The organism is uncultured Phycicoccus sp. (assembly GCF_947495705.1).
GTDB lineage: Bacteria > Actinomycetota > Actinomycetes > Actinomycetales > Dermatophilaceae > Phycicoccus.
This window is the reverse complement of record NZ_CANLZR010000003.1, coordinates 147,303-171,469: the sequence shown is the minus strand read 5'-3', so window position 1 is coordinate 171,469 and position 24,167 is coordinate 147,303. Positions and strand designations below refer to the sequence as shown.

22 protein-coding genes and 2 tRNA genes are annotated in these 24,167 nt (G+C 73.4%); 12 read left to right on the top strand and 12 right to left on the bottom strand.

All coding sequences use genetic code 11. From position 1 onward, the window contains the following. Positions 1-41 precede the first annotated feature (41 nt). The 3 genes from Q0963_RS06010 (at position 42) to Q0963_RS06000 (ending at position 2,475) form a co-directional block, all read left to right on the top strand. Positions 42-1,421, top strand: a complete 1,380-nt coding sequence (locus Q0963_RS06010) for an MBL fold metallo-hydrolase (protein WP_299444125.1) — start codon at positions 42-44, stop codon at positions 1,419-1,421. 61 nt (positions 1,422-1,482) lie between these two features. Then, positions 1,483-1,650: a hypothetical protein gene (locus Q0963_RS06005; protein WP_299444122.1), complete on the top strand. Its 168-nt coding sequence runs from the start codon at positions 1,483-1,485 to the stop codon at positions 1,648-1,650. Positions 1,651-1,668: 18 nt separating this feature from the next. After that, positions 1,669-2,475 (top strand): sulfite exporter TauE/SafE family protein, encoded by an 807-nt coding sequence (locus Q0963_RS06000; RefSeq protein ID WP_299444119.1) that lies wholly within the window; start codon positions 1,669-1,671, stop codon positions 2,473-2,475. 97 nt (positions 2,476-2,572) lie between these two features. Here Q0963_RS06000 and Q0963_RS05995 read toward each other — a convergent pair whose 3' ends face one another. Then, the gene (locus Q0963_RS05995) at positions 2,573-3,061 is read right to left on the bottom strand and encodes a hypothetical protein (RefSeq protein ID WP_299444116.1); all 489 of its coding nucleotides are present in this window, start codon (positions 3,059-3,061) and stop codon (positions 2,573-2,575) included. A gap of 205 nt (positions 3,062-3,266) precedes the next feature. Continuing rightward, a tRNA-Ser gene (locus Q0963_RS05990) sits at positions 3,267-3,353 on the bottom strand. A gap of 110 nt (positions 3,354-3,463) precedes the next feature. Between Q0963_RS05990 and Q0963_RS05985 the strand changes: the two genes are divergently transcribed. The 5 genes from Q0963_RS05985 (at position 3,464) to Q0963_RS05965 (ending at position 9,482) form a co-directional block, all read left to right on the top strand. After that, the gene (locus Q0963_RS05985) at positions 3,464-3,859 is read left to right on the top strand and encodes a protoporphyrinogen oxidase (RefSeq protein ID WP_299444112.1); all 396 of its coding nucleotides are present in this window, start codon (positions 3,464-3,466) and stop codon (positions 3,857-3,859) included. Positions 3,860-4,147: 288 nt separating this feature from the next. Then, entirely contained in the window at positions 4,148-5,737 is a 1,590-nt protein-coding gene (locus tag Q0963_RS05980; RefSeq protein ID WP_299444109.1) for a S8 family serine peptidase, read from the top strand. Continuing rightward, positions 5,737-6,333, top strand: coding sequence for an RNA polymerase sigma factor (locus Q0963_RS05975; RefSeq protein WP_299444106.1), 597 nt, complete (start codon positions 5,737-5,739; stop codon positions 6,331-6,333). Before Q0963_RS05980 ends, Q0963_RS05975 begins: the two co-directional genes overlap by 1 nt. Further along, entirely contained in the window at positions 6,330-6,830 is a 501-nt protein-coding gene (locus Q0963_RS05970; protein ID WP_299444103.1) for a hypothetical protein, read from the top strand. Before Q0963_RS05975 ends, Q0963_RS05970 begins: the two co-directional genes overlap by 4 nt. Before the next feature lie 123 nt (positions 6,831-6,953). Further along, positions 6,954-9,482 (top strand): CHAT domain-containing protein, encoded by a 2,529-nt coding sequence (locus Q0963_RS05965; RefSeq protein WP_299444100.1) that lies wholly within the window; start codon positions 6,954-6,956, stop codon positions 9,480-9,482. A 196-nt stretch (positions 9,483-9,678) separates the two neighbouring features. Here Q0963_RS05965 and cysE read toward each other — a convergent pair whose 3' ends face one another. Both cysE and cysK read right to left on the bottom strand, forming a co-directional pair. After that, positions 9,679-10,275 carry a serine O-acetyltransferase gene (gene cysE, locus Q0963_RS05960; protein ID WP_299444097.1) on the bottom strand — a complete coding sequence of 199 codons (597 nt, stop codon included), beginning with the start codon at positions 10,273-10,275 and terminating at the stop codon, positions 9,679-9,681. A gap of 2 nt (positions 10,276-10,277) precedes the next feature. Beyond that, entirely contained in the window at positions 10,278-11,207 is a 930-nt protein-coding gene (gene cysK, locus Q0963_RS05955; RefSeq protein WP_299444095.1) for a cysteine synthase A, read from the bottom strand. Between the two features lie 261 nt (positions 11,208-11,468). Between cysK and Q0963_RS05950 the strand changes: the two genes are divergently transcribed. Continuing rightward, positions 11,469-15,068 carry a heterodisulfide reductase-related iron-sulfur binding cluster gene (locus Q0963_RS05950; protein ID WP_367180033.1) on the top strand — a complete coding sequence of 1,200 codons (3,600 nt, stop codon included), beginning with the start codon at positions 11,469-11,471 and terminating at the stop codon, positions 15,066-15,068. Positions 15,069-15,160: 92 nt separating this feature from the next. On the opposite strand, the gene Q0963_RS05945 is transcribed toward Q0963_RS05950, so the two are convergent. The 4 genes from Q0963_RS05945 to Q0963_RS05930 form a co-directional block, all read right to left on the bottom strand. Further along, positions 15,161-16,078: an ABC transporter substrate-binding protein gene (locus tag Q0963_RS05945; RefSeq protein ID WP_299444091.1), complete on the bottom strand. Its 918-nt coding sequence runs from the start codon at positions 16,076-16,078 to the stop codon at positions 15,161-15,163. A 72-nt stretch (positions 16,079-16,150) separates the two neighbouring features. Further along, a complete protein-coding gene (locus tag Q0963_RS05940; RefSeq protein WP_299444088.1) occupies positions 16,151-16,912 on the bottom strand; it encodes an ABC transporter permease in 762 nt (253 codons plus the stop codon). After that, complete coding sequence (locus Q0963_RS05935; RefSeq protein WP_299444085.1) at positions 16,909-17,556, bottom strand: ABC transporter permease; 648 nt, start codon at positions 17,554-17,556, stop codon at positions 16,909-16,911. Before Q0963_RS05935 ends, Q0963_RS05940 begins: the two co-directional genes overlap by 4 nt. Position 17,557: 1 nt before the next feature. Next, positions 17,558-18,700 carry an ABC transporter ATP-binding protein gene (locus Q0963_RS05930; RefSeq protein WP_299444082.1) on the bottom strand — a complete coding sequence of 381 codons (1,143 nt, stop codon included), beginning with the start codon at positions 18,698-18,700 and terminating at the stop codon, positions 17,558-17,560. 162 nt (positions 18,701-18,862) lie between these two features. On the opposite strand from Q0963_RS05930, the gene Q0963_RS05925 reads away from it, so the two are divergent. Then, positions 18,863-20,194 (top strand): MFS transporter, encoded by a 1,332-nt coding sequence (locus Q0963_RS05925; protein WP_299444079.1) that lies wholly within the window; start codon positions 18,863-18,865, stop codon positions 20,192-20,194. Positions 20,195-20,208: 14 nt separating this feature from the next. Here the strand turns inward: Q0963_RS05925 and Q0963_RS05920 are convergent, their stop codons facing one another. Next, positions 20,209-20,637, bottom strand: a complete 429-nt coding sequence (locus Q0963_RS05920; RefSeq protein WP_299444076.1) for a hypothetical protein — start codon at positions 20,635-20,637, stop codon at positions 20,209-20,211. A gap of 172 nt (positions 20,638-20,809) precedes the next feature. Here Q0963_RS05920 and Q0963_RS05915 point away from each other — a divergent pair, with 172 nt between their 5' ends. Beyond that, on the top strand, positions 20,810-22,216 hold the full coding sequence (locus Q0963_RS05915) for an MFS transporter (RefSeq protein WP_299444073.1): 1,407 nt from the start codon (positions 20,810-20,812) through the stop codon (positions 22,214-22,216). On the opposite strand, the gene Q0963_RS05910 is transcribed toward Q0963_RS05915, so the two are convergent. From Q0963_RS05910 to dcd, 3 genes are read right to left on the bottom strand one after another with little or no spacing between them, the layout of a single operon-like run. Beyond that, positions 22,179-22,901 carry an alpha/beta hydrolase gene (locus tag Q0963_RS05910; protein WP_299444070.1) on the bottom strand — a complete coding sequence of 241 codons (723 nt, stop codon included), beginning with the start codon at positions 22,899-22,901 and terminating at the stop codon, positions 22,179-22,181. The genes Q0963_RS05915 and Q0963_RS05910 overlap by 38 nt on opposite strands. Further along, positions 22,898-23,272 carry a divalent-cation tolerance protein CutA gene (gene cutA / locus Q0963_RS05905; RefSeq protein ID WP_299444067.1) on the bottom strand — a complete coding sequence of 125 codons (375 nt, stop codon included), beginning with the start codon at positions 23,270-23,272 and terminating at the stop codon, positions 22,898-22,900. The genes Q0963_RS05910 and cutA overlap by 4 nt, the downstream gene beginning before the upstream one ends. 4 nt (positions 23,273-23,276) lie before the next feature. Next, on the bottom strand, positions 23,277-23,852 hold the full coding sequence (dcd, locus tag Q0963_RS05900) for a dCTP deaminase (RefSeq protein WP_299444064.1): 576 nt from the start codon (positions 23,850-23,852) through the stop codon (positions 23,277-23,279). A 116-nt stretch (positions 23,853-23,968) separates the two neighbouring features. Between dcd and Q0963_RS05895 the strand changes: the two genes are divergently transcribed. Beyond that, positions 23,969-24,042 (top strand) — tRNA-Gly (locus Q0963_RS05895). Positions 24,043-24,167: the final 125 nt, after the last annotated feature.

The window sequence follows — 24,167 nt, the reverse complement described above, 5'->3', positions numbered from 1 at the left end:
CCACCATGGACTCACCGACAGCCACCAGGAAGGTCCCCGCCATGAGCAACGGCACCACCCCTGTCATCCTCCCCGTGGAGACCCCCACGCTGGGCGACCGCTCGTACCTCGCGCACGACGGCTCGGTCGCCCTCGTCGTCGACCCGCAGCGCGACATCGACCGGGTCCTCGACCTCGCCGCGGAGGCCGGCGTCACCATCACGCACGTCTTCGAGACCCACATCCACAACGACTACGTCACCGGCGGCCTGGCCCTCGCCGAGGCGACCGGCGCGGCGTACCACGTCAACGCGGCGGACGAGGTCTCCTTCGACCGCACGCCCGTGAGCGACGGTGACGTCGTGGAGGTGTCCGCCGACCTCAAGGTCCGCGCCATCGCCACCCCGGGACACACCTACACCCACCTGTCGTACGCCCTCGAGACCGCAGCGGCCGAGACGGTCGCCGTCTTCACCGGCGGGTCGCTGTTGTTCGGCGCGACCGGCCGGCCGGACCTGCTCGGCCCCGAGCACACCGACGACCTCGTCCACCACCAGTTCGCCTCCGCGCACCGGCTGGCCGACACCCTCCCCGACGACGCCGACGTGCTGCCCACGCACGGGTTCGGCTCCTTCTGCTCGTCCGGCTCCTCCGGGAACTCCACGTCCTCGACGATCGGCACCGAGCGCCGCGAGAACCCCGTCCTCACCGAGGACGAGGACCGCTGGGTCGCCGACACCCTCGCCGGGCTCGACGACTACCCCGCCTACTACGTGCACATGGGCCCGATGAACAGCGCCGGCCCCGACGCCCCCGAGCTGTCGACGCCGGAGTCGGCCGACAAGGACACCGTCGCGGCGCGTATCGCCGCCGGCGAGTGGGTCGTCGACCTGCGCAACCGCACCGCGTTCGCCGCGGGCCATGTCACCGGCACCCTCAACATCGGCGTCGACGGGCAGTTCGCCACGTACCTCGGCTGGCTCATCCCGTGGGGCACCCCGCTCACGCTGCTGGGCGACACCCCGGAGCAGGTCGCCGAGGCCCAGCGTGAGCTGGTGCGGATCGGCATCGACCGGCTCGAGGGCGCCGCCACCGGCGACCCGAGCGAGTGGACCGACGCCCCGCTCGGCACCTTCCCGCGGGCGGTCTTCGCCGACCTCGCGGAGGTCCGGCACCACCGCCCGGTCACCGTCCTCGACGTCCGCCGGGACTCCGAGGTCGGCGACGGGCACATCGAGGGTGCCGTCGCGATCCCCCTGCACGAGTTGCTCGACCGGATCGACGAGGTGCCGGACGGCGAGGTGTGGGTCCACTGCGCCAGCGGCTACCGCGCCTCGATCGCGGCCTCCGTTCTGGCCGCCCGCGGCCGCCGGGTCGTCGCCATCGACGACGAGTTCGAGAAGGCCGGCGAGACCGGGCTGCCGATGGTCGCCGCCGCCTGACCGTCCGTCCGTCCTTCCCTGTACTTCTGCGCCACCCCCCAACCTCTCGAGGAGATCCATCATGTGCCGACCCGCCAACTGCTCCATCTGCGGCAAGACCACCTGGGCCGGCTGCGGCCAGCACGTCGACCAGGTCATGGCCGGGGTCCCGCAGCCCCAGCGCTGCCCGGGCCACGGCGACGAGCCGCAAGGGGCGTCCTTCCTGGACCGCGTTCTCAGCCGTCGCTGAGCCGGGCGAGAGCAGCACGTGCCGATCCTGGCGATCCCGCTCGGCCTGCTCATCGGTCTCTCGCTCGGCGCGCTGGGCGGGGGCGGGTCGGTCCTCACCGTCCCCGCTCTCGTCTACGCGCTCGGGCAGGACCCGCGGACCGCGACGACGACCTCGCTCGTCATCGTGGGGCTCACCTCGCTGGGCGCGGTGATCCAGCACGCCCGCGCCGGTCGGGTCCGGGCGGGCCAGGGCCTGCTCTTCGGTGGCCTCGGCGCGGGCGGAGCGATCCTCGGGTCCCTCCTCGCGGCGCGGGTGCCCCAGCAGGTCCTGCTCACCGCCTTCGCCGGCCTCATGCTCGTCGTCGCGACGCTGATGCTGCGCAAGGCCCTGCGACCCGGCTCCGCCCCCGACGCGGACCCGACCGCCGAGCCCATGCTGAGCCTGCGGCCGCTGCGCTGCGCCTGCCCCCGGGTGGTCAAGCTCGTCGTCACCGCCAGCGTCGCCGGCCTGTTCACCGGGTTCTTCGGGGTCGGCGGCGGGTTCGTCGTCGTTCCCGCCCTCGTGCTCGCGCTGGCGTTCCCCATGCCGGTGGCGGTGGGCACCTCGCTGCTCGTCATCGCCGTCAACAGCGCCACCGCCCTCGCGAGCCGGGTCTCCGCGGGCGCTGGCGACCTCGACTGGCGCCTCATCGCCGGGTTCACGGTGGCGGCCCTGGCCGCCAGCCTCGTCGGCGGCCGGGTCGCGAGCCGGGTGGACGCCCGCCACCTGTCCGGCACGTTCGCCGTGATGCTCGTGGGGGTCGCGCTCTACACCGGGGCGCGCAGCGCGCCGGCGCTCTTCTGACGACCAATCACCGCGAGGCACTCGTAGCTCGGCAATCTTCAACCTCCTTCGATCCTGCCCACACCCACGCCGGCGCTGCTCCCTCTGGCTGCGGGTCTCAGTCCGGCTGCGACGACGAGGAACCCTGGGCAGCGATCACATCGGTCTCTGCTGCTCGACGCTTGGCCCACTTGCGTTGCTGATGTTGCTCCCGAACACGCATCAAGGAGAAGAAGCCAAATGCCATCATCGCTACCCCCATAACCCTGAAGGCGCTGGGAAGCCACGGCGAGGCAGCAAACTCAGGTTCTACGTAGGCCAATACCGGAAGGAGCAGTCCAAGCAGAATGAATACGACAGCCCAACGCACATTCTGCCGCTCAGTTGATGTACGGCCTTCTTGCTCGGCGACCAGGAGAAGCACCCGGCCGTCGATGTGTTGAGCGAGCGCGTCACGGGCACGCCCGGCAGGCATCTGGTTGAGGATCTCAACCTCGGCCGCGACGTCAGCACGCAGCCGGCCGCTTAACTGAAGACGCGACCAGCCATTACCTCCGAGGAACCCCAAAACCGCCGTGAGCAGCGGTACCACCCATTCCAGATTCACCCCTGCACGTTACGCCGCGAACTAGGCCTCTGCGCCCTGTCTCGCCCTCTGACGCTCCGTTCGGGTCGAACGCACGCCGAATTTCGAGCCGCCGGGCCTTGCGCCCGTGCATCCCCGGGGCAGGGGGATTGAGAGGCCCGTACCGTCTCACGGGCATTGAGGCCGTCCCAGCAGTGGTGGGAGGCACCTGCCAGCAGATGGTGGGCGGAGGGCGTGGGATTCGAACCCACGATGACGTTGCCGCCATAGCGGTTTTCAAGACCGCCGCACTAGGCCACTATGCGAGCCCTCCTCACCCGGACAGGCCGGACGAGGGTCAAGGGTATGCCCTGAACGTCGGTGCACCCGGGGACTACGGCGGAGGCCTGGTAGGTAAGGTCGAGGACGACGAAAGGAGCCCCCATGGGCAAGCTGTCCTTCCTCGCGGGTATGGCCGCGGGCTACGTCCTCGGGGCCAAGGCCGGGACGCGACGCTACGAGCAGATCCAGCGGACCTCCACCAAGGTGTGGAACTCCCCGCCGGTGCAGAAGCAGGTCGCGCACGCCAAGGAGGTCGCCCGGACCAAGGCCGCCCCCGTCGTCGCCGACATGGTCGCCGACGCCGCCCGCGCCACCGCATCGACGCTGCGCCAGGGCAAGACCATCGCCTCCGAGGCCATCTCGCACGACTCCTCGAGCGGGAAGCACTCCGGTGGCGCATCCACCGCAGGTGCGCCCTCGACGCGGGCCGACACGAACGGCGCCGAGCACGAGGACGCCTGGTCGGCAGCCACCCGGCCGCCGACGGGCACCGACTGACCGGGTCCGTCCTGGGCGGGCACCGCCACGTTCCCTGCCTGCGTCGGCAGGACGCGTGACGCTGCCCCGACGCCTGCGCCCCTGCGCGCAGACCTCGGAGGCACCGCCACGACGGCTCCTCGAACGAAGGAGCGTCCCGACGACGCCCTGATACCTCGGACCCCGGGGTCCGCTGCCGGCTGCCATGTATCACCGGCCCCACAACACGCTCCTGTTCAGCGTCGACGATCATCACTACGCTGAGTCGCCACGGTCCCTTGACCGCGGTCTCGCGCACAGGAGCTGCCCATGGACGCCAACGGTCCCGAGTCCGCGACCGGCGGCAACGGGCGCGGCCGACGCCCCCCGACGCCCGTCTTCGGGATCCCCGACTCGGCCCTGCGGCGGTTCCACGCGACGGTGCTCGACCCGGCGACCGCGGACCGCATCGGTGACGAGCCGGCCCCTCATCCGGTCGGCTACATCCCGCACCGGCTCCTCGTCCCGGGTCTCACGCAGGACCAGCTGGGCGACCCGCTCGGCATCCTCGCGGAGCTCGGCGACCAGATGGGCTTCAGCGCACGGGTCCTGCCCAGTGCCGTGGTCGGCCCAGCCGCGGAGCTGGGGTACGACGACCGGCTCGGGCGGGTGATGCACACCGCGGTGGAGCTCGTCCCCGCGGCGGCGCGGCTCGCCGCGCCGCTCGACGCCTGGAGCGTCCTCCAGCGGGCCCGTGCCGAGTTCGGCGAGAAGGTCGCCCGCTGGGGTCTGAACCACGTCCTCATGAGCGCCGGCTCGCTCGAGGGGGTCGGGTACATGGGCGGCGTCGGGTACATGGGCGGCGTCGGGTACATGGGCGGCGTCGGGTACATGGGCGGCGTCGGCTACATGGGCGGCGTCGGCGCCCCGGGCACGGCCACCGGGCGTGGCCCCGTCGTCCTCGACGTCCCGGCGCCGGCCGGCACGGGGCGGTGCTCCCCCGTCGTCGCCGTCCTCGACACGGGCCTCGGCGAGCACCCGTGGTTCGACGGGTCACCGCTCGTCGAGCGCGACCCGCGCGTCGGCGGTGTCCCCATCGGCCTGCGGTTCGCTGCCGCGGACGACCCCGAGCGCGCCGGGGTCACCATCGACCACGTCAACGGCACCCTCGACGCGCTCGCCGGCCACGGCACGTTCGTGGCGGGCGTCATCCGGCAGCACTGCCCCGACGCGCGCCTCGTCATCGTCCCGGTCATGTACGGCGACGGCGCGGCCGACGAGCGCGACGTCATCGAGGCGCTCGGCGCCCTGGCGCTCTACCACTGGGCCGCCCTCGACGGGCGCGGCGACGGCGACCCCGTCGACGTCGTCAACCTGTCGCTCGGCTACTACCACGAGAGCCCTGGCGCGGTGGAGGACGAGGGCGCCCTCTTCGGCCTCCTGCGCGCGCTGGCGGAGGACGGCGTGGCCGTCGTCGCCGCGGCGGGCAACGGCGCCACGACCGAGCACTTCTGGCCGGCCGCCCTCACCACCCGCGCCGCGACCGCGGTGCCCGTCACGAGTGTCGGGGCGGCGAACCCCGCCGACGGCACCGTCGCCGTCTTCTCGAACACCGGCGACTGGGTGACGACGTACGAGCCCGGCGTCGCGGTCGTGAGCACGATGCCGGTCACGCTCGACGGGTCCGGCCGTGGTGGGCTGGCCGTACCGGCGCACGGCGCCAGCCCGGCCCGGGCCACGGCCGACCCCGACCGCTACCGCACCGGCTTCGGGACCTGGAGCGGGACGTCCTTCGCGTGCCCGCGGTGCGCCGGCCGGGTCGCGGCCGAGCTGGCCGGCACCGAGGCACCGGAGTCCCCCGAGAAGCGTGCCGACCGGGTCCGCGCGGCTCTCGGCACCGTGCTCGGAGGCTCGCCGTGATGCAGACCGGGGCCGGCGCCGAGAGCCTGGCGGTGCGCGCGGCCGACGCCTTCCGGGCCTTCCGGGACGGGGACCCGTCGGGCATGTCGACGCTCGTCGACGCCGTGACCCCGCTGCTGTGGGCGGTCGCCCGGCAGCAGGGGCTGACCCGGCAGGCGGCCGAGGACGTCGTGCAGAACACCTGGCTCAAGCTCATCGAGCATGCGCCGTCCATCGCCGACCCGCAGGCCGTCCTGAAGTGGCTCATCACGACGACCAAGCGCGACGCGTGGACGTCCACCCGGCGCGGCCGGCGTGAGGAGACGGGGACCTACGACGACGTCCGCGACGTCGAGCCGGAGCAGACCGAGCCGTCCCCCGAGGAGGCCGTCCTCGCGGCCGAGGAGGGATCCGTCGTGTGGGCCCACTTCGCCGAGCTGCCCGAGCGCTGCCGGACCCTGCTCCGTGCCATCGCCTTCGCCGAACGCCCCGACTACGCGCACGTCGCCGAGGCCCTCGGGATGCCCGTCGGCTCGATCGGCCCGACCCGGGGCCGCTGCCTGGCCAAGCTCCGCGCTGCGCTCACCGCCGACCCCCGATGGGAGATGTCGAGATGACCCCGACGCCCGACCACGAGTTCCTGCTCGCCGCCGAACCGATCGACGCCGTCGACGAGCTCGTCCTGGCCGAGCTGCGCGAGGCCCACATCCACCTCGACCCCATGCCCGGCGACCTGCTCGACCGGATCAAGTTCGCGATGAGCGTCGCCTCGCTGGAGGCCCAGGTGGCCGAGATCGTGTCCGGGTCCACGCTCGCGTCCGTGCGCGGCGCCGACTACGACCGCGCCGACACCGTGACCTTCGCCCGCGACGGCCTGAGCGTCATGGTGACGATCGAGCACGGCGAGTCCACCCTCTCCGACGTCATCGGCTGGGTCAGCGAGAACGACGTCGAGGTCGAGCTCCGCGAACGCGGCCGGACCCGGACGACGACGACCGACGACGAGGGGCGCTTCTCGTTCCTCGGAGTCGAGCGGGGACTCGCGAGCTTCGTGCTCCGGCGGCTGTCCGCCCCGGACGCCCCGCCCATCATCACCCCCGCGATCGAGCTCTAGGAGAGGCTCATCGAGGACGACCCGCTGATCGCGCAGGCGCAGCGCCTCCTCGCCACGGCGCGCCACGACAACGAGGTCGGCCGGTTCGAGAAGGCTGCCGCGGGGCTCGACGACGCCCTCGGGATGCTGAGCGGGCGGACCGACCACGCGGCGGGCTGGATGCGCATCCGGATCGTCATCACCCGGTCGTGGGCCGAGCTCGAGCTGCGCGGAGTCCGCCCGGCCCTCGCGATGCTCCGCGCCGCCCGGCAGGACGCCGACGCCCTCGGCGACCCGTTGCTCGTCGCCCTGACCCACATCCAGGAGGGGACCATCCAGGGTCGCGTCGGGGCGTGGCGCGACTGCGTCGACTCGCTGAGCCGGGCGGCGGCGCACGAGGACCTGCTCGACCCGGCGCAGACGTGGGCGCTGCGGCTCAACCTCGGGCAGGGCGAGCTCGGTGTCGGCAACATCCGCGCGGCGGCCGAGCACGCCGACGCCGCGGCCGCCGTCGCGGCGCGGCACGGCCTCGTCGACCTCGAGTTCAAGGCCCGCCACAACCGCGCGGTCGTCGCGTTCGTCGCGGGCGACCTGCCCCGCGCGCTCACCCTGATGCGAGCGGCCGACGCCATGGAGACCGCGGTGTCGCGCGACCGCAGCCGGCTCGACGAGGCCGACGTGCTCCTCGACGCCGGCCTCGTCGACGCGGCCCGCCGGGCGCTGCGCATCGCCCTCGACGCCGCGCACCGGGAGGGCCATCGCATCGAGGAGGGCGAGATCGCCCTACGGCTCGCCCGCTGTGACCTCCTCGTCGACGACCTCGAGCCGGCCCGGCAGCACGTCCGGGGCGCGGTCGCCGCCTACCGGACCCGGCAGGCGTCCGAGCTCGTCCGCGAGGCCGACCTCGTCCGGACCACGGTGGACGTCGCCGCCGGGACCGACCTCCCGGCAGTGGTGGCGACCCTCGCCGAACGCAATGGCGCGGCGCGCACCGCCTCGCCCTCGGACCGGGCGGCGATCCGGCTCGAAGCCGAGGCCCGGGTCCTGCTCGGGGATGTCTCGGGGGCACAGCGCTGCCTCAGTGCCCTCGACGACACCGGTACCGACTCCCTCGCGGCCGGTCTCCACGACGCGCTGGTCCGGGCCCGGGTCGAGGCGGCGCGCGGGCATCGGGCGGACACCGAACGCCACGTCACCGACGGCAACCGGCTGCTGGCCGCGCACCAGTTCCTCTCCTCGAGTCTCGACGTGCGGGCCGCCATGGCCCTGCACGGCCGCCGGCTGGCGGAGTTCGACATCGCCGGCGTCCTGCGCTCGGGGACCCCGGCCGAGGTCGCCACCACCGTCGAGCGATGGCGTGCCATCTCGCACCGGATCAACCCGGTCAGCGCCTCGCCGGACCCCGGGCTCGCCGAGCTGACCCGCGAGCTGCGACGGTTGCGGCAGCTGCTCGTCGACAGCGACGGGGCGGTCATCCGAGACATCACGGCCCGCGTCAGCGAGCTCGAGCCGCTGATCGCGCAGCGGGAGTGGAGCCTGGCCACCGACGCCGCCGCCGGAGGCGCCGCCCCGGCCGTGGCCGCCGACGAGGGCGCGGCCGCAGCCCGCGAGCGCGCCACGGTCGTCGTGGAGTTCTTCGAGTCCGGCGGCCGGCTGCACGCCGTGACCCTCGGCGCCGAGCCGCCCTCCGTCCACGACGTGGGCGACACCGCGGAGGTCGCGGCGCTCGGCACCAGGCTCCGCCGAGACCTGCGGGCGCGCGCCGCGCTCGGGCCGTCGTCCCCGATGACCCCGGTGCTCGCGCGAGCCACCCGCGCGTCGCTCGACACCGTCGACGCCGTGCTGCGTCCGCTGTGGCGCGGGGACGGCCGGGTCGTCGTCGTTCCGTCCGGGTCGCTCGCGGCGATGCCGTGGAGCCTGCTCCCGTCGTTGCGCGGCCGGCCGGTCACCGTGGCGCCGAGCGTCACCCGCTGGGTGCGCGGTCCGGCGCGCGGCGGCGGTCCACGGGCGAGCGAGGCACTGCGGGCCGTGCACGGGCCGGGGCTGGCCCGGAGCGCGGCCGAGGTCGACGCGGTCCGGGACGCCTGGGCCGTTGGGGACGGCTCCGCGACGGCCGAGCCGGCCGCCGTCGGGCTCGCCTCCAGCGCCGATGTCCTCGAGGCCCTGGCCTGCGCGCGGGTCGTCCATCTCGCCGCCCACGGCATCCATGAGCCGCAGAGCCCGCTGTTCTCGTCGGTCCGGATGTCCGACGGTCCCGTGTTCGCGCACGAGTTCCCCCGCCCCGTGGCCGCCGAACACGTGGCGCTCGCGGCCTGCGACGTCGGCCAGTTCTCGAGCCGCCCGGGGGCGGAGCCGCTGGGGCTGGCCGTCGCGCTGCTCTCGCTCGGGGCGACGAGCGTCCTGGCCGCCGTGTCCCCGGTCGCCGACGACCTGGCCGCCGAGGCGATGGTCGGCTACCACCGGCTGCTCGCGCAGGGTGCGGACGCGGCCCAGGCGTGGGCCGAGGTCGTCGAGCTTCATCCGGACGCGGGCGTCTTCTGCCTGTACGGGTCGGACTGGAGCTGCCTGCACGGGTCGGACGGGAGCTCCCTGCACGGGTCGGACGGGAGCTCCCTGCACGGGTCGGACGGGAGCTCCCTGCACGGGTCGGACGGGAGCCCCGCAGGCCGCTGACCAGCAGCCCGGTCGCCGACACCCGCACCCCACCCGACCAATAGGTCACACCCGGTACACGCCCCGCACCCCAACCGACCAACAGGTCACGGCAGGTACACCTACCTCGTACCTGCCGTGACCTATTGGTCGATGTCGGGACACCGGGGTCCGTACCCGGCGTGACCTATTGGTCGATGGGGGGACGGGGGTGCGCTCAGATGAAGATCGCGGGTTCGGCGAACAGCGCGTCGTAGGGGTCCTCCTCGGGAAGCCGGGGGAAGCGGACCGTGGCCGGCACCCCCGTCGCGACCGCGCCGTCCGGGACGTCCTTGACGACGACCGAGTTCGCCCCGATCTGCACGTCGTCCCCGATCCGGATGTCGCCGAGGACGCGCGCCCCCGCGCCGATCGTCACCCGGTCGCCCACGGTCGGGTGCCGCTTGACCCCGCGCTGCAGGGACCGGCCACCGAGGGTGACCCCGTGGTAGAGCATGACGTCGTCGCCGACGACGGCGGTGGCGCCGATGACGACGCCCATGCCGTGGTCGATGAAGAACCGCTGCCCGATCCTGGCCCCGGGGTGGATCTCCACCCCCGTCACGGCGCGTGCCACGGTCGACAGCAGGCGCGCGGCGGGGCGCCATCCGGGCCCCTTGCCCCAGAGCCGGTGCGCGAGCCGGTAGGCCCAGATCGCGTGCAGCCCAGGCGAGTTGAGCGCTACATCGGCACGCGTCTCGGCCGCCGGGTCGCGCCGCATCGCCGCGTCGAGGTCGTCGCGGATCGTCGCCCGCGCCTGCTGGAGGAAGGACATGGTCAGTCGACGAGCCCCTCGAACAGGATCGTCGACAGGTACCGCTCACCGAAGCTCGGGATGATGACGACGATCGTCTTGCCCGCGTTCTCGGGGCGCGCGGCCACCTGGGCGGCGGCGGCGAGCGCGGAACCGGAGGAGATGCCGACGAGCAGGCCCTCGTGGGTCGCCGCCTTGCGGGCCCACTCGACCGAGGTCTGCGCGTTGACGTCGATGACCTCGTCGTAGATGTCGGTGTTGAGGATCTCCGGGACGAAGTTGGCGCCGATGCCCTGGATCTTGTGCGGGCCGGGCTGGCCGCCGTTGAGGATCGGGGACTCCTCGGGCTCGACGGCGATGATCTGGACACCCGGCTTGCGGGCCTTGAGCACCTCGCCGACGCCGGTGATGGTGCCACCGGTGCCGATGCCCGCGACGACGATGTCGACCTGGCCGTCGGTGTCCTTCCAGATCTCCTCGGCCGTCGTCCGACGGTGGATCTCGGGGTTCGCGGCGTTGGCGAACTGGCGGGCGAGCACCGCGCCCTCGCGCTCGGCGACGATCTCGTCGGCCTTGGCCACGGCACCCTTCATCCCGAGCGACGGGTCGGTGAGGATCAGCTCGGCACCGTACGCGCGCAGCAGGGCCCGTCGCTCCTTGCTCATCGACTCGGGCATGGCGAGGACGACCTGGTAGCCGCGGGCTGCCCCGACCATGGCCAGTGCGATGCCGGTGTTGCCCGACGTGGCCTCGACGATCGTGCCGCCGGCCTCCAGCTGCCCGGACGCCTCCGCGGCGTCGACGATGGCCACCCCGATGCGGTCCTTGACCGAGCTCGCCGGGTTGTAGAACTCCAGCTTGGCCGCGACGGTCGCATCCCCGTCGATGATCCGGTTGAGCCGGACGAGCGGGGTGTTACCGACCGCCTGGGTCACGTCGTCGAGGATGGGCATCGCATCACCTTTCGGTCGGGAACCGCCGGCGTCCCGGAGGGGCGGCGGCGCGCTGCAGCGCACGTACTGTCGGGGCCAACCCCCGACACGTTATGTGTATTCCAACAGATAGTTATCCATGGGGACAACGGCGTCTCGGCCCTGGTAGCCGCCGCGCATCGGAGGGGACGCGCAGACGACGGATCTGCCCGCCGTGACAGGCCGGTTGATGGTCGTCACACAGCGGTGAGCGCTCGCTTACCCGGCGGTAGGCTGCGGCGCATGCTGCTCGCCGCGCCTGCCCTCGCACCCGCCCTGGCCAGCGACGTCGTCCCGACGCTCGACGAGCGGTTCGGCGGGGTCACCGCCGTCCAGGTCGTCGCGATCGTCCTGTGCGTCATCGTCCCGACCGTCGGCTGGGCGCTGCTCTTCCGGCAGGTCGGGCGGTTCGTCGGGCTCTACCGGATGGGCCAGCCGGACGGCAGCCGCACCAACGCCCCCGGCGCCCGCACCTGGACCCTGGCCAAGGAGTTCCTCGGCCACACCCGGATGAGCCGGCTCAAGGTCGTCGCGGCCGCCCACTGGTTCACTGCGCTCGCGTTCCTCATCCTCTTCGCCACCCTCGTCAACGCCTTCTTCCAGCTGATCCAGCCCGACTACCGGCTCCCCGTCATCGGCCACTTCCCGCCCTTCGAGTGGCTCATCGAGCTGTTCGCCTGGGGCGGTCTCGTCGGCATCGTCGTGCTCATGGCGGTCCGCCAGAAGGAGCACCCCCGGCGGGCCGCGGGCGAGAGCGGGCGGTCCTCGCGCTTCTTCGGGTCGACGTTCTGGCAGGCGTACTACGTCGAGCTGACGATCCTCGTCGTCACCATCTGCATCCTGCTGCTGCGCGGGCTCGAGGCGGCGATGGTCACCCGGATCGAGCCGGAGAGCTCCCTGCTCCTGCACTTCCCGCTCACCGGCTGGATGGCCGGCTGGTGGTCCGGCGCGACCCTGCCCGCGCTCGCGGCCTGGGTGTACGTGGTGGCGACCCTGAAGATCCTCGTCTCGTTCGCCTGGATGATCACCATCGCGCTGCAGCCGACGATGGGTGTCGCCTGGCACCGCTTCCTGGCCTTCCCGAACATCTGGTTCAAGCGCGAGGCGTCCGGGCGGACCGCGCTCGGCGCCGCGAAGCCGATGACGGTGGGCGGCCGCGCCTTCGACCTCGACGCCATGGAGGACATGGAGGAGGGCGACGCCCTCGGCGTCGGCGCGGTCGAGGACTTCACCTGGAAGGGCCTGCTCGACTTCTCGACGTGTACGGAGTGCGGTCGCTGCCAGAGCCAGTGCCCGGCCTGGAACACCGAGAAGCCGCTGTCGCCGAAGCTGCTCATGATGGCCCTGCGCGACCACGCCGACGCGAAGGCGCCGTACCTGCGGGCGCTGGCCGACACCGCCGGCGACCCGGCGCGGGCCATGGCCTCGGTTGCCGCGGCGGCCCAGACCGTGCCCACGGACGGCATCGAGCCCGCCGGGTCGGTCGACGTCGTCGACTGGTCGCAGATGGCGCTCGTCGGCGACACCGGCTACGACCCCTCGGCGCCGCTGACCGCCTACAACCCGCACGGCCCGGACGCCGTCATCGACCAGGACGTCCTGTGGTCGTGCACGACGTGCGGCGCCTGCGTCGAGCAGTGCCCCGTCGACATCGAGCACGTCGACCACATCATCGACATGCGCCGGTACGCCACGCTCATCGAGTCGGCCTTCCCGAGCGAGCTGGGCGGTCTGTTCAAGAACCTCGAGAGCAAGGGCAACCCGTGGGGCATGGGCGCCCGGGCGCGGCTCGACTGGGCCAAGGACCTGCCGTTCCCGGTCAAGGTGCTCGGCCAGGACGTCGAGCAGGCCACCGACGTCGAGTGGCTGTTCTGGGTCGGGTGCGCCGGCGCCTACGAGGACCGCGCGAAGAAGACGAGCCGCGCGGTGGCCGAGCTGCTCGACACCGCCGGGGTGTCCTTCGCGGTCCTCGGCGACGGCGAGACGTGCACCGGCGACTCGGCGCGGCGCGCCGGCAACGAGCTGCTCTTCCAGACGCTCGCGCAGCAGAACGTCGAGACCTTCGGCGAGTTCGGCGTCACCAAGGTCGTCGTCACCTGCGCGCACTGCTTCAACACCATCAAGAACGAGTACCCCCAGCTCGGCGGCAACTACGAGGTGCTGCACCACACCCAGCTGCTCAACCGGCTCGTCCGCGAGAAGAAGCTGACCCCGGTCGCGCGTCCCGACGAGACGCCCGGGATGTCGTCGGCGAAGAACGTCGCCTCGACGGCACCCACCGTCACCTACCACGACCCGTGCTACCTCGGCCGGCACAACGGGGTCTACGCCCCTCCGCGCGAGCTGATCGGGGCGCTGCCCGGCGTCGAGATGCGCGAGATGCCGCGCTCGGGCGAGACGTCGTTCTGCTGCGGCGCGGGCGGTGCGCGGATGTGGATGGAGGAGAAGCTCGGCACCCGGATCAACACCAACCGCACCGACGAGGCCATCGCCACCGGGGCCGACCGCATCGCCATCGGCTGCCCGTTCTGCCGCGTCATGATGTCCGACGGGCTGACCGCAAAGCAGTCCGAGGGCGTCGCCGAGCAGGTCGAGGTCGTCGACGTCGCGCAGATGCTCCTCGCCGCGGTGCGCCGCGGGCAGGACGAGGAGGGCGCGAGCGGCCTCGTCGAGGCGGCGGCCCCGGTCACCGTCTCCGAGCCGGACGCCGCGGCCGCCGCGACCGCCACGGCCACCACCACCACGGCAGTCGACGTTGAGCAGGCCCCGAGCGCGGCGCCCCCCGCCACCGACGAAGCCGACCCCTGGGACGAACCCGCGACTGCCGCTGCCCCTGCCGCGGCCACCACCCCAGCCCCCGCCGACACGGTCGCCACCGACGAAGCCGACCCCTGGGACGAACCCGCGACTGCCGCCGCCCCTGCCGCGGACACCACCCCAGCCCCTGCCGACACGGTCGCCACCGACGAAGCCGACCCCTGGGACGAGCCGGCCGCCGCACCCACGGACACCACCGACGACGGCCCCGAGACCACTCCGAGCGCAGCTCCCGCCGACACAGACGAAGCCGACCCCTGGGACGAGCCGGCCGCCGCACCCACGGACACCACCGACACCGGCCCCGAGACCACTCCGAACACAGCTCCCGCCGACACCGACGAAGCCGACCCCTGGGACGAACCCGCCACCGCCGCTGCGGCGACCACCACCCCGGCCCCCGCCGACACCGTCGCCACGGACGAGCCCGACCCCTGGGACGAACCCGCCACCGCCGCTGCCGCGGACACCACCCCGGCCCCCGCCAATACGGTCGCCACCGACGAAGCCGACCCCTGGGACGAACCCGCCGCGGCACCCGCTGCCACGGACGCCACCGACACGGCATCCGAGGCCCCCGCGCCGACCGAGGATGAACCTGCCGCGGCCGACCCGGGCCACGAGGCCCCTGCGACGGCCGGTGCCGACGACGAGCCGGCGACGGGAGCCGAGGCCGCCACGGACTTCGCGGGCGACGAGGCCCTCCTCGACGAGCCCGACCCGTGGGACGAGCCGGCCCCGGGCGCTCCGGCGGACCGGACGCCGACCCCGGAGGATGCTGACGCGTCGTCCCCCGAGCCTGAGGACGAGGCCGCCGACACGCAGCCCACCCCCGAGCCCGACGAGCCGACGGACGAGGAACCCGCTGTCGGCGCGGCGGTCGAGGCACCGGCACCTGTCGAGGCCACCACGGAGCCGGCCGTCGAGGACGCACCGGACGAGAAGCCCCGCGCGAAGGCCACGCCCGACGACGGCTCGTTCGGCGGGGATCCCGGGCTCGTCGACGAGCCCGACCCCTGGGACTGAGCAGGGAACGACACGACGAAGCGCCCCGGTCCTCCGCGATGGAGGACCGGGGCGCTCGGCGTTCGGGACCTGGCCGGCGAACGGCCGGAGGGTCAGGCCAGGCCGTTGCTCGTGAGGAACTCCTCAGCGACGGCCTTCGGGTCCTGCTTGTCGATGTCGGTCTGCTTGAGCATCTGGGTGATGGCCTCGGTGGTCAGCTTGGCCGACACCGCGTTCAGGGTGTCCTGGACCTGGTCGACCTTGTCGGCGCGCACGAGCGGGATGATGTTCTGCGAGCCGAACACCTTCTTGGTGTCCTCGAGCACGACGAGGTTGTTCGCCGCGATCGCGGGGTCCGTGGAGAAGACGTTGGCGACGTCGGCCTGACCGTTGACCAGGGCCTGGACGACGGCCTGCCCGGTGAGCGGGCGGATCGTCCCGAACGTCACGCCGTAGACCTCCTCGAGGCCGATGGCACCCTGCTGACGCTCCTTGAACTCGGGCTGGGCCGCGATGGTGAGGTCGCCGGCGGGGCCCGCGAGGTCCTCGATCGTCGTCAACCCCCGGGTCCTGGCGGTCTCCTCGGTCACGGCGAGGGAGTCGACGTCCTCGGCGGCCGACTTCTCGAGCACCGCGAGGGTGTCGGGGACGACCTCCTGGACGTGGGCGTAGACCTCGTCGGGGTCAGTGCCGGTGAACTCCTTGTCGTAGTACACGGCGAGCGCCCCGGTGTACTCGGGGAAGACCTGCACCGAGTTGTCCTCGAGGGCCCGCAGGTACACCTCGCGGGACCCGATGTTGGTCTTCGTCGTGGCGTCGACACCCTTGGCGCGCAGCGCGCCGGCGTAGATCTCGGCGAGGAGGGTCGACTCCGAGAAGTCGGCGCCGCCGACGACGATCGAGCCCCCGGCTGCCGCGGTGCCGGTGTCCGTCGGGGCCTCGGACGCGAGGGGGTCACTGCCCCCTCCACAGGCGGAGAGCCCGATCGCGGCGGCGACGGCGACGGTGGTCAGGACGGTTCTGCGCTTCATCGGTCGGTCCCTTCGTGGTGGCCGGAGGCCGCTGGTGTGTCCTCGATCAGTGCGAAGTGCCGCATCGCGGCATCAGGCAGGCGCGCGCAGGTCAACCGGTTCCTGCGCCGTTTCCTTCCCCGTTCCGGCATCGTCATCGTTTCGTGACCTGCCGACAGCCCGCCCGGACAGGCCGGGCGAGACCACCTTCCGTTGCAGCAGGGCGAGCATCCCCTCGAGGACGACGGCGAGCAGCGCCACGAGCAGCGCACCCCCGGCCGCCCGCGGGTAGTCGCCGAGCGCGATGCCGTCGATGAGGTAGCGGCCCAGCCCGCCGAGCCCGATGAGCGCGGCGATCGTCGTCGTCGCGACCACCTGGAGGACGGCAGTGCGAACCCCGGACAGGAGCAGGGGGAGCGCGCACGGCAGCTCGACCTGGCGGAGCACCTGCCAGCCGGTCATGCCGACCCCCTGCGCGGCGTCCCGCGCCGCGGGGTCGACCGCCTCGACCCCGGCGTAGGTGCCGGCGAGCAGCGGCGGCAGGGCGAGCAGCACGAGGACGAGGGTGCTCGGCACGAGGTAGGCGAGGTCGCCCCGGAAGGCCGGGCCCACCCACAGCGCCACCGCGAAGAGCAGGCCCAGGGTGGGGACGGCGCGCGCGGAGTTGGCGACGGAGACGACCCAACGGCCGCGCCCGGAGTGGCCCACCCACAGGCCGAGGGGCAGTGCGACGACCAGGCCGAGGCCCACGGCGAGGGCGCTGTACCAGAGGTGCTCGAACAGCCGCGCCGGGATGCCGTCCTCGCCCGACCAGTTCGCCGGGTCGAGGAACCAGTCGAGAAGGCTGGCGATCACGGCCGGCCCCCCGCCACGCGCTGCCACGGAGTGAGCGCCCGGGATCCCAGCTGGATGACGGCGTCGAGCAGGAGCGCCAGGAGCAGGGTGGCGACGATGCCGGTGAGCAGCTCGCCCCAGATGATCCGGCGGTACCCGTCGAGCAGCAGGTCACCGAGCTGGGAGACCCCGATGACGGAGGCGATGCTCACGATGCTGACGTTGGAGACGGCCGCCACCCGCAGCCCTGCGGCGATGACGGGAACCGCGAGCGGCAGCTCGACCCCGAACAGCCGACGCAACCCCCCGTACCCCATCGCCGTCGCAGCCTGCTCGACATGGTCGGGCACCGACATCAGGCCGTCGGCGACGGTGCGGGTGAGGAGCGCGACCGTGTAGATGGTCATCGCGACGAGCACGTTGACCGGGTCGAGGATCTTCGTCCCGAGCACCAGCGGCATGATGACGAAGAGCGCGAGCGAGGGGATCGTGTAGAGCAGGCCGGTCGAGGTGACGACCGCCGCGTACGACCCGCGCCACCGCTTGGCGGTCCAGCCGAGCGGCACCGACAGGGCCAGCCCGAGGAGGAGCGGCACGCCCGCGAGGTACAGGTGGCTCAGCGTGAGCTCGCCGACGGTGCGCCAGTTCGAGGCCAGCCAGTCCACGTCAGGCCTCGTCCCCCGCGACGGTCACGGCCCCGCCGCGCACCGGGTCACCCTCGTCGCGCTCGGGTCGGTCGGTGTCCTCGATGGCGCTCAGCACCTCGTGCGCCATGACGGTGCCGACGAGGGTGCCGCTGTCGTCGACGACCACGCCCCGGCGCGACGGCGACGACAGCGCGGCGTCGAGCGCCCCGCGCAGCGTGCCCCCGGCGCGGGCGACGGTCCCACCCCGGTGCAGGTCGGCGTCCTCGACGGCACGGTCGCCCACCCGGGCCGGCTCCACCCAGCCGAGCGGCTTCCGGTCGTCGTCGACGACGAGGAGCCAGGTCGAGCCCCGCCCCTCGGGCCGCTCGCCGAGGACGACGCAGCGCTCCGGGCGCAGCGGCAGGCGCGGCGTCTCCTGGAACTGCAGCGCCCGGTACCCCCGGTCGCGGCCGACGAAGTCGGCGACGAAGTCGTCGGCCGGGTGGGCCAGGAGGTACGCCGGCTCGGCGACCTGCGCCAGCGTGCCGCCGACCCGCAGCACCGCGACCTGGTCGCCGAGCTTGATCGCCTCGTCGATGTCGTGGGTCACGAAGACGATGGTCTTGCCGAGCTCGTCCTGGAGCCGCAGGAACTCGTCCTGCAGCTGCTCGCGCACGATCGGGTCCACCGCCGAGAACGGCTCGTCCATGAGCATCACGGGCGGGTCCGCGGCCAGCGCCCGGGCCACGCCGACGCGCTGCTGCTGCCCGCCCGAGAGCTGCGACGGGTACCGCTCGCCGAGGTGCGCCTCGAGACCGACCCGCTCGAGCAGCTCGCTGGAGCGCTCCCGGATCTTCTTCCGGTCCCAGCCGAGCAGGCGTGGCACGGTGCCGATGTTGTCCAGGACGGTCCGGTGCGGGAACAGCCCGGCGTGCTGGATGACGTAGCCGATGCCGCGCCGCAGCTCGGCCTGGTCCATCCGCCCGGTGTCCTGGCCGTCCAGCGAGATCGAACCGCGGGTGGGCTCGATCATCCGGTTGACCATGCGCAGGCTCGTCGTCTTGCCGCACCCCGACGGCCCGACGAGCACGGTGATCTTTCCCGTGGGTGCGGTGAGCGTGAGGTCGTCGACGGCGACCGTGCCGTCGGGGAACTCCTTGGTCACGGCGTCGAACCGGATCATCCTGAGACCCTAGCGACAAAGCGGCGCCAGTCGGAGGCCCCACTCCGGAACCTCGACACGCGACCCCCCGCTGGCGAGGGTGGCGTGGCGGATCCCGGGACCGGTGCAGGCGGCCTCGGCCGCACCGTGGAATGCGCGGACCGCGCCCGAGGTTGTCGGGCAGTGACCTCTGACGCCCGGCGCATCCCGCTCTACCTCGGTGTGCTCTTCGGGCTGGCGGGCATGGGGTCCTCCTCGGCGTCCATCGTGCTGCGCGACCTCGCCGCCGACCTCGGCGTCGGTGTGGGCGTCGCGGCGTGGACCATCAGCCTCTACGTGCTCATGCTCGCCGTGACGACCGCCGTGTACGGCCGCGTCGCCGACCTCGTCGGCATCCGGCTGCCGCTCGTCGTCGGGCTCACGCTCATGGCCACGGGGTCGCTCGTCTCCGCGCTCGCCCCGACCTTCGCCGTCGAGGTCGTCGCCAGGATGGCCCAGGGCGCCGGTGCCGCGGCCGTGCCGACGCTCGGCGTCGCAGTGCTCAACGGGCGGTACCAGGGCGCGATCCGCGGAGTGGCCCTGGGGCGCCTCGCGGCCACCGCCACCGTCATCGTGTGCGCCGGACCGCTCGTGGGAGGCCTCGTCGACCAGTGGCTGGGCTGGCGGGCCGTCATGGCGCTCCCGATCCTGGGGCTCGCCGTCCTGCCGGCGATCTGGCCCGCCCTGACCCGTGAGGGCACCGGCGACCGGCTCGACGTCCTCGGCGCGGGGCTCGTCGCGGCGACGGCCGGCGGGCTCGTCCTGCTCGTCCAGTCCCCGACCACCGGGCTCACCATCGCGGTCGCGGGCGGGCTCCTGCTGCTGCTGGGCGTCCCGGCCGTCCTGGCCTGGGTCCGCCGCCGTCCCGACGGGTTCCTTCCGGCCTCGGTCATCCGCAACCCCACCGTCGTCCGCGGCGCGCTGGCCGCGGCTGCCGTTCCGGCCGCCTGGTTCGGGCAGCTCATCGCGGTGCCCGTCGTCCTGCTGCGTGAGGGGTGGGCGTCGTGGGAGATCGGGCTGCTCCTCGTCCCGAGCATCCTCGTGGCCCCCCTCATCCCCCGGCTGACCGGGACCCTGCTCGAGCGCCTGGGAGCACCGCGGACCCTCGCCGGGGCGGGCCTGCTGGCATCCCTGTCGCTCGGCCTGGCCGCCGCGGGGACGGCCCTGGTCAACGTGCCGCTCGTGGTGGCCGGGCTGCTGGCCGTGGCCGTCGCCTTCGGCATCGGCCAGCCCACATTGAGCGCTGCCGTCAGCGACGCGGTCCACCACGACGTGCGCGGGGTCGCGCTCGGGGTGGCGACCCTGCTGTTCCTCGTCGGCGGGAGCGTCGGCTCGGCGGGGGTCGCGGGTCTGGGCGATCTCGTCGGCGTGCCCGCGAGCCTCGCCGTCCTCGCCCTCCTGCCGCTGCTCGGCCTCGCGGCCCTCGCCCCCGAGCTGCGCCGGGCAGGCCCGGAGCCTGCCACCGAGCCGGTCTGACCCGGGTGGCCGTTTCAGGGCGCGGCGGGGGTCCCGGGGGGGCACTCGACCGGGGTCGACGCCACCGTGTCCGTCACGTCGTAGCTCCGGCAGGCCAGACCCCAGACGGCCTTCCCCTGGTCGGGTGGGAAGAACGAGCCCGACTCCACCCAGGCGTAGACGTCGACCCGGATCGTGACGCCGTCCTGGCCCCGCACCGCCCACGTGGTGCTCCCCTGGCTGTCCATGGCGGACGGGCCGGGCTCGGCCAGCCAGTCCGCTGCGGCAGTCGCTCGCTCCTGCGGCGTCAGGGCGCCGGACTCGGCGATGGCGCCGTCGAGGGCCCCCGGCAGCACGTGGTCGGCGACCCGGGCCGCCTCGTCGTCGGCCTCCTGCTGCACGGTGCTGCAGCCGGTGAGGACGACCCCGGCGAGGCCGACCGCCACCCAGCGGACCGCCCTCATGAGACCCGCTCCCGATGCTTCCTCGCAGCGCTGCGTCGTGACGTGTCGGTGGGCATCGGGCGACTGTGGCTTCCTGCAGGTGTCATCGGGCCCATGCTCTCAGCCGCTCGCGACGGTGTCGCGGTGGCGGACTCACAGCGTGTGGGCCGGCCCCAGGGCTAGCGTTCGCCCCATGAGCGAGCCCGTGCCCGAGGCCGACCTGCTCGACCGCCGGTCACCCCGCGGTCGGGCCGCCCTGGCCGGGCTGACCCTGGGGACCGGGGTCGCCATCCTCGACGGCACCGTCGTCAACGTCGCGCTGCGTGCGCTCGGCGCCGACCTGGGAGCCTCCCTCGCGCAGCTGCAGTGGGTCGTCAACGGGTACCTCCTCGCGCTCGCTTCCCTCGTCCTCGTCGGCGGCGCCCTCGGGGACCGGTGGGGGCGTCGGCGGGTCTACCTCGCGGGGGTCGTGTGGTTCGCCGTGGCGTCCGCCCTGTGCGCGGTCGCCCAGACGCCCGGGCAGCTCGTCGGGCTCCGGGTCCTCCAGGGCGTGGGGGCGGCACTGCTGACACCGGGGGCGCTGTCGGTCATCCAGTCCTCGTTCCGCCCGCAGGACCGGGCCGCCGCCATCGGGACCTGGGCCGGGCTCTCGGGCATCGCCGCCGCCCTCGGGCCGCTGGTCGGGGGCTGGCTCGTCGACAACGCGAGCTGGCGGTGGGTGTTCGGCATCAACATCCCGCTCTGTCTGGGCGTCATCGCGCTCACGAGCGCGACGACGCCGGAGTCCCGGGATGCCGAGGTCCAGGGGCGCCCCTTCGACGTGACCGGGGCCGCGCTCGCAGCAGCGACGCTCGCGGTCTTCACCTACGTCCTCACCGCGGCCGCGACCCTGAGCACCGGCGTCGTCGTCGCCGTCTCAGCGGTGGCGGCCGGGACCGCGGCGGCGTTCGTCGCCGTCGAGCACCGCAGCGCGCACCCGCTCGTTCCGCTGGGGATCTTCCGCTCGCGGGTGTTCTCGGCCGCCAACGGGATGACGCTGCTCGTGTACGGAGCCCTCGGAGCGGTCAGCGTGTTCGTCGTCCTCGAGCTCCAGGCCACCGGCTGGACCGCGCTCGAAGCCGGGGTGGCGAGCCTGCCCATCACCGTCGCGCTCCTGCTGCTCTCCTCCCGGGCCGCCTCGGTCGCGGCGCGGATCGGCCCACGGATCCCGATGACGGTCGGCCCGCTCGTGTGCGCGGCCGGCACGCTCCTGCTGCTGCGGGTGGGCGACGGGGCCGGCTGGCTCGACGTCCTTCCCGGGATGGTCGTCTTCGCGCTGGGTCTCGCGGCCCTGGTCGCGCCGCTGACGGCGGCGGTGCTCGCGGCGGCGCCCGATCGGCACGCGGGGGTGGCGAGCGGGGTGAACAACGCGGTCGCCCGGGCGGGGTCCCTGCTGGCCGTCGCGGCGCTGCCGGCGCTCGTCGGGCTCTCCGGGGACGACTACCTGTCCGCGGCGACGATGACCCCCGGGTACCGGGCGGCGATGCTGTGGTGCGCCGGGCTCCTGACGGTCGGGGCCGCGGTCAGCTGGGTCGGGCTCGGCCGAGGAGCTCGGCGCTGACGAAGTCCGCGACGGTCCGGTGCCAGTAGGACGCCCGGCGCAGCATCGCGTGGGCCGCGTCCGGGACCTCGAGGTGCCGGACGTCGGCACCCGACTCGTCCCAGCGCCTCGCGACGATGGCGGTGCGTCGAGGGTCGGTCATCCGGTCGCGGGTGCCGTGCATGAGCAGCACGGCGGTCCCCGGACGGGGCTGGCGGGTGTCGCCCTCGATCCACGGGGCGAGCGCCGCCACGGCCGCCACCCCGGCGTCGGACGCGAGCAGGAGCGCCACGCGTCCGCCCATCGAGTGGCCGACGAGGGCGATGGGCACCCCGGGGAGGACCCGGCGGATCCGTTCGAGGGCCCAGCGGGCGTCCTGCACCGGGTCCTGGCGGGTGCCGTTCCAGCCGCGGACCCGGTTCTTGAGCCGGAGCACGACCAGCCGGTCGCCGCCCCGCTCGCGCAGGGCGGTCGCGAAGGGGAGCATGCGCAGCACCGCGAGCCGCAGCCACGTCACCGGGTTGCTGCCGCGCTCGGCCCCGCCGTGCAGGACGAGCACGACGCCCTCGGGCCGGTCCGGCACGTGGCCGCGCAGCTGCGCTCCACCGCCGCCGGCCGTCGAGAGGAGTGCGGCCCGCACATCCTTGGGGTCCGCGTTCGGGCTCGCGGCCCGAGCGTGCTGCACCTGCACCTGTCGACGGTTCATCGGGCGTCCTCGTCAGTCGTGGCGGGTCCGGCCGGTCCGCCCTGTCGGACTGCCTCCCGCACCCACGATGCGTACCGGCTTTCAGCGTCCGACACGGGGACGGCGATCACCTCCGGCGTGTCGTAGGGGTGTTCGGCGCCGACCCGCTCACGGATGGGTGCGAACCGGCCCGCCGTCGACTTCGCGAGCAGCAGATGCTCCGCGTCCTCGTGCACGACGCCGTCCCACCGGTAGACCGACGTCACCCCCGGGATGACCTGCACACAGGCCGCGAGCCCTTCGTCGACGAGCAGATGGGCGAGCCGGAGCGCGGTGGCGCGGTCGGGCGTCGCGACGCGGATCTCGACGAGGTCGTCCGCGGTCCCGGCCATCGGCTCAGACGTCGGCGCGGTGGAAGTTCTGGAAGCTGCGGCTGGCGGTGGGCCCGCGCTGCCCCTGGTAGTGCGAGCCGTAGCCCTGGGAGCCGTACGGGCTCTCGGCGGGCGAGGACAGCTTGAAGAAGGCCAGCTGGCCGATCTTCATCCCCGGCCACAGCATGATCGGCAGGGTCGCGACGTTCGAGAGCTCGAGGGTGACGTGGCCGGTGAAGCCGGGGTCGACGAACCCGGCGGTTGCGTGGGTCAGGAGCCCGAGCCGGCCGAGGCTGGACTTGCCCTCGACGCGGGCGGCAAGGTCGTCGGGCAGCGAGACGGTCTCGAGGGTCGAGCCGAGGACGAACTCGCCCGGGTGGAGGACGAAGCCCTCCTGCGGGTCGACCTCGAGGAGCCGGGTGAGGTCGGCCTGGTCCAGGGCCGGGTCGATCACCTGGTACTTGTGGTTGTCGAACAGCCGGAAGAACTTGTCGAGCCGGACGTCGACGCTGCTCGGCTGGATCATGTCGGGGTCCCACGGGTCGAGGCTGACCCGTCCGGACTCGACCTCGGCGCGGATGTCGCGGTCGGAGAGGAGCACGGCGTCAGGCTACCGGGGCGGGTCGCCGAGCGCGGGATGCGGGTGCGGACGACCCCGAGGTGTGGGCTAGACTTCCGGGCGCCGGGGAGGATCTTCAGTGGTCCTCGACCCGGCTCGCCGGTGTAGCTCAATGGTAGAGCGCCAGCTTCCCAAGCTGGACACGCGAGTTCGATTCTCGTCACCGGCTCCACTGCCTGGCCCGTACCCCGACCGACCAATAGGTCACGGCAGGTACACCCCCACCCCCACCGGTACCCCGAACGACCAATAGGTCAAGGCAGGTACACCCAGGCGTACCCCGAACGACCGATAGGT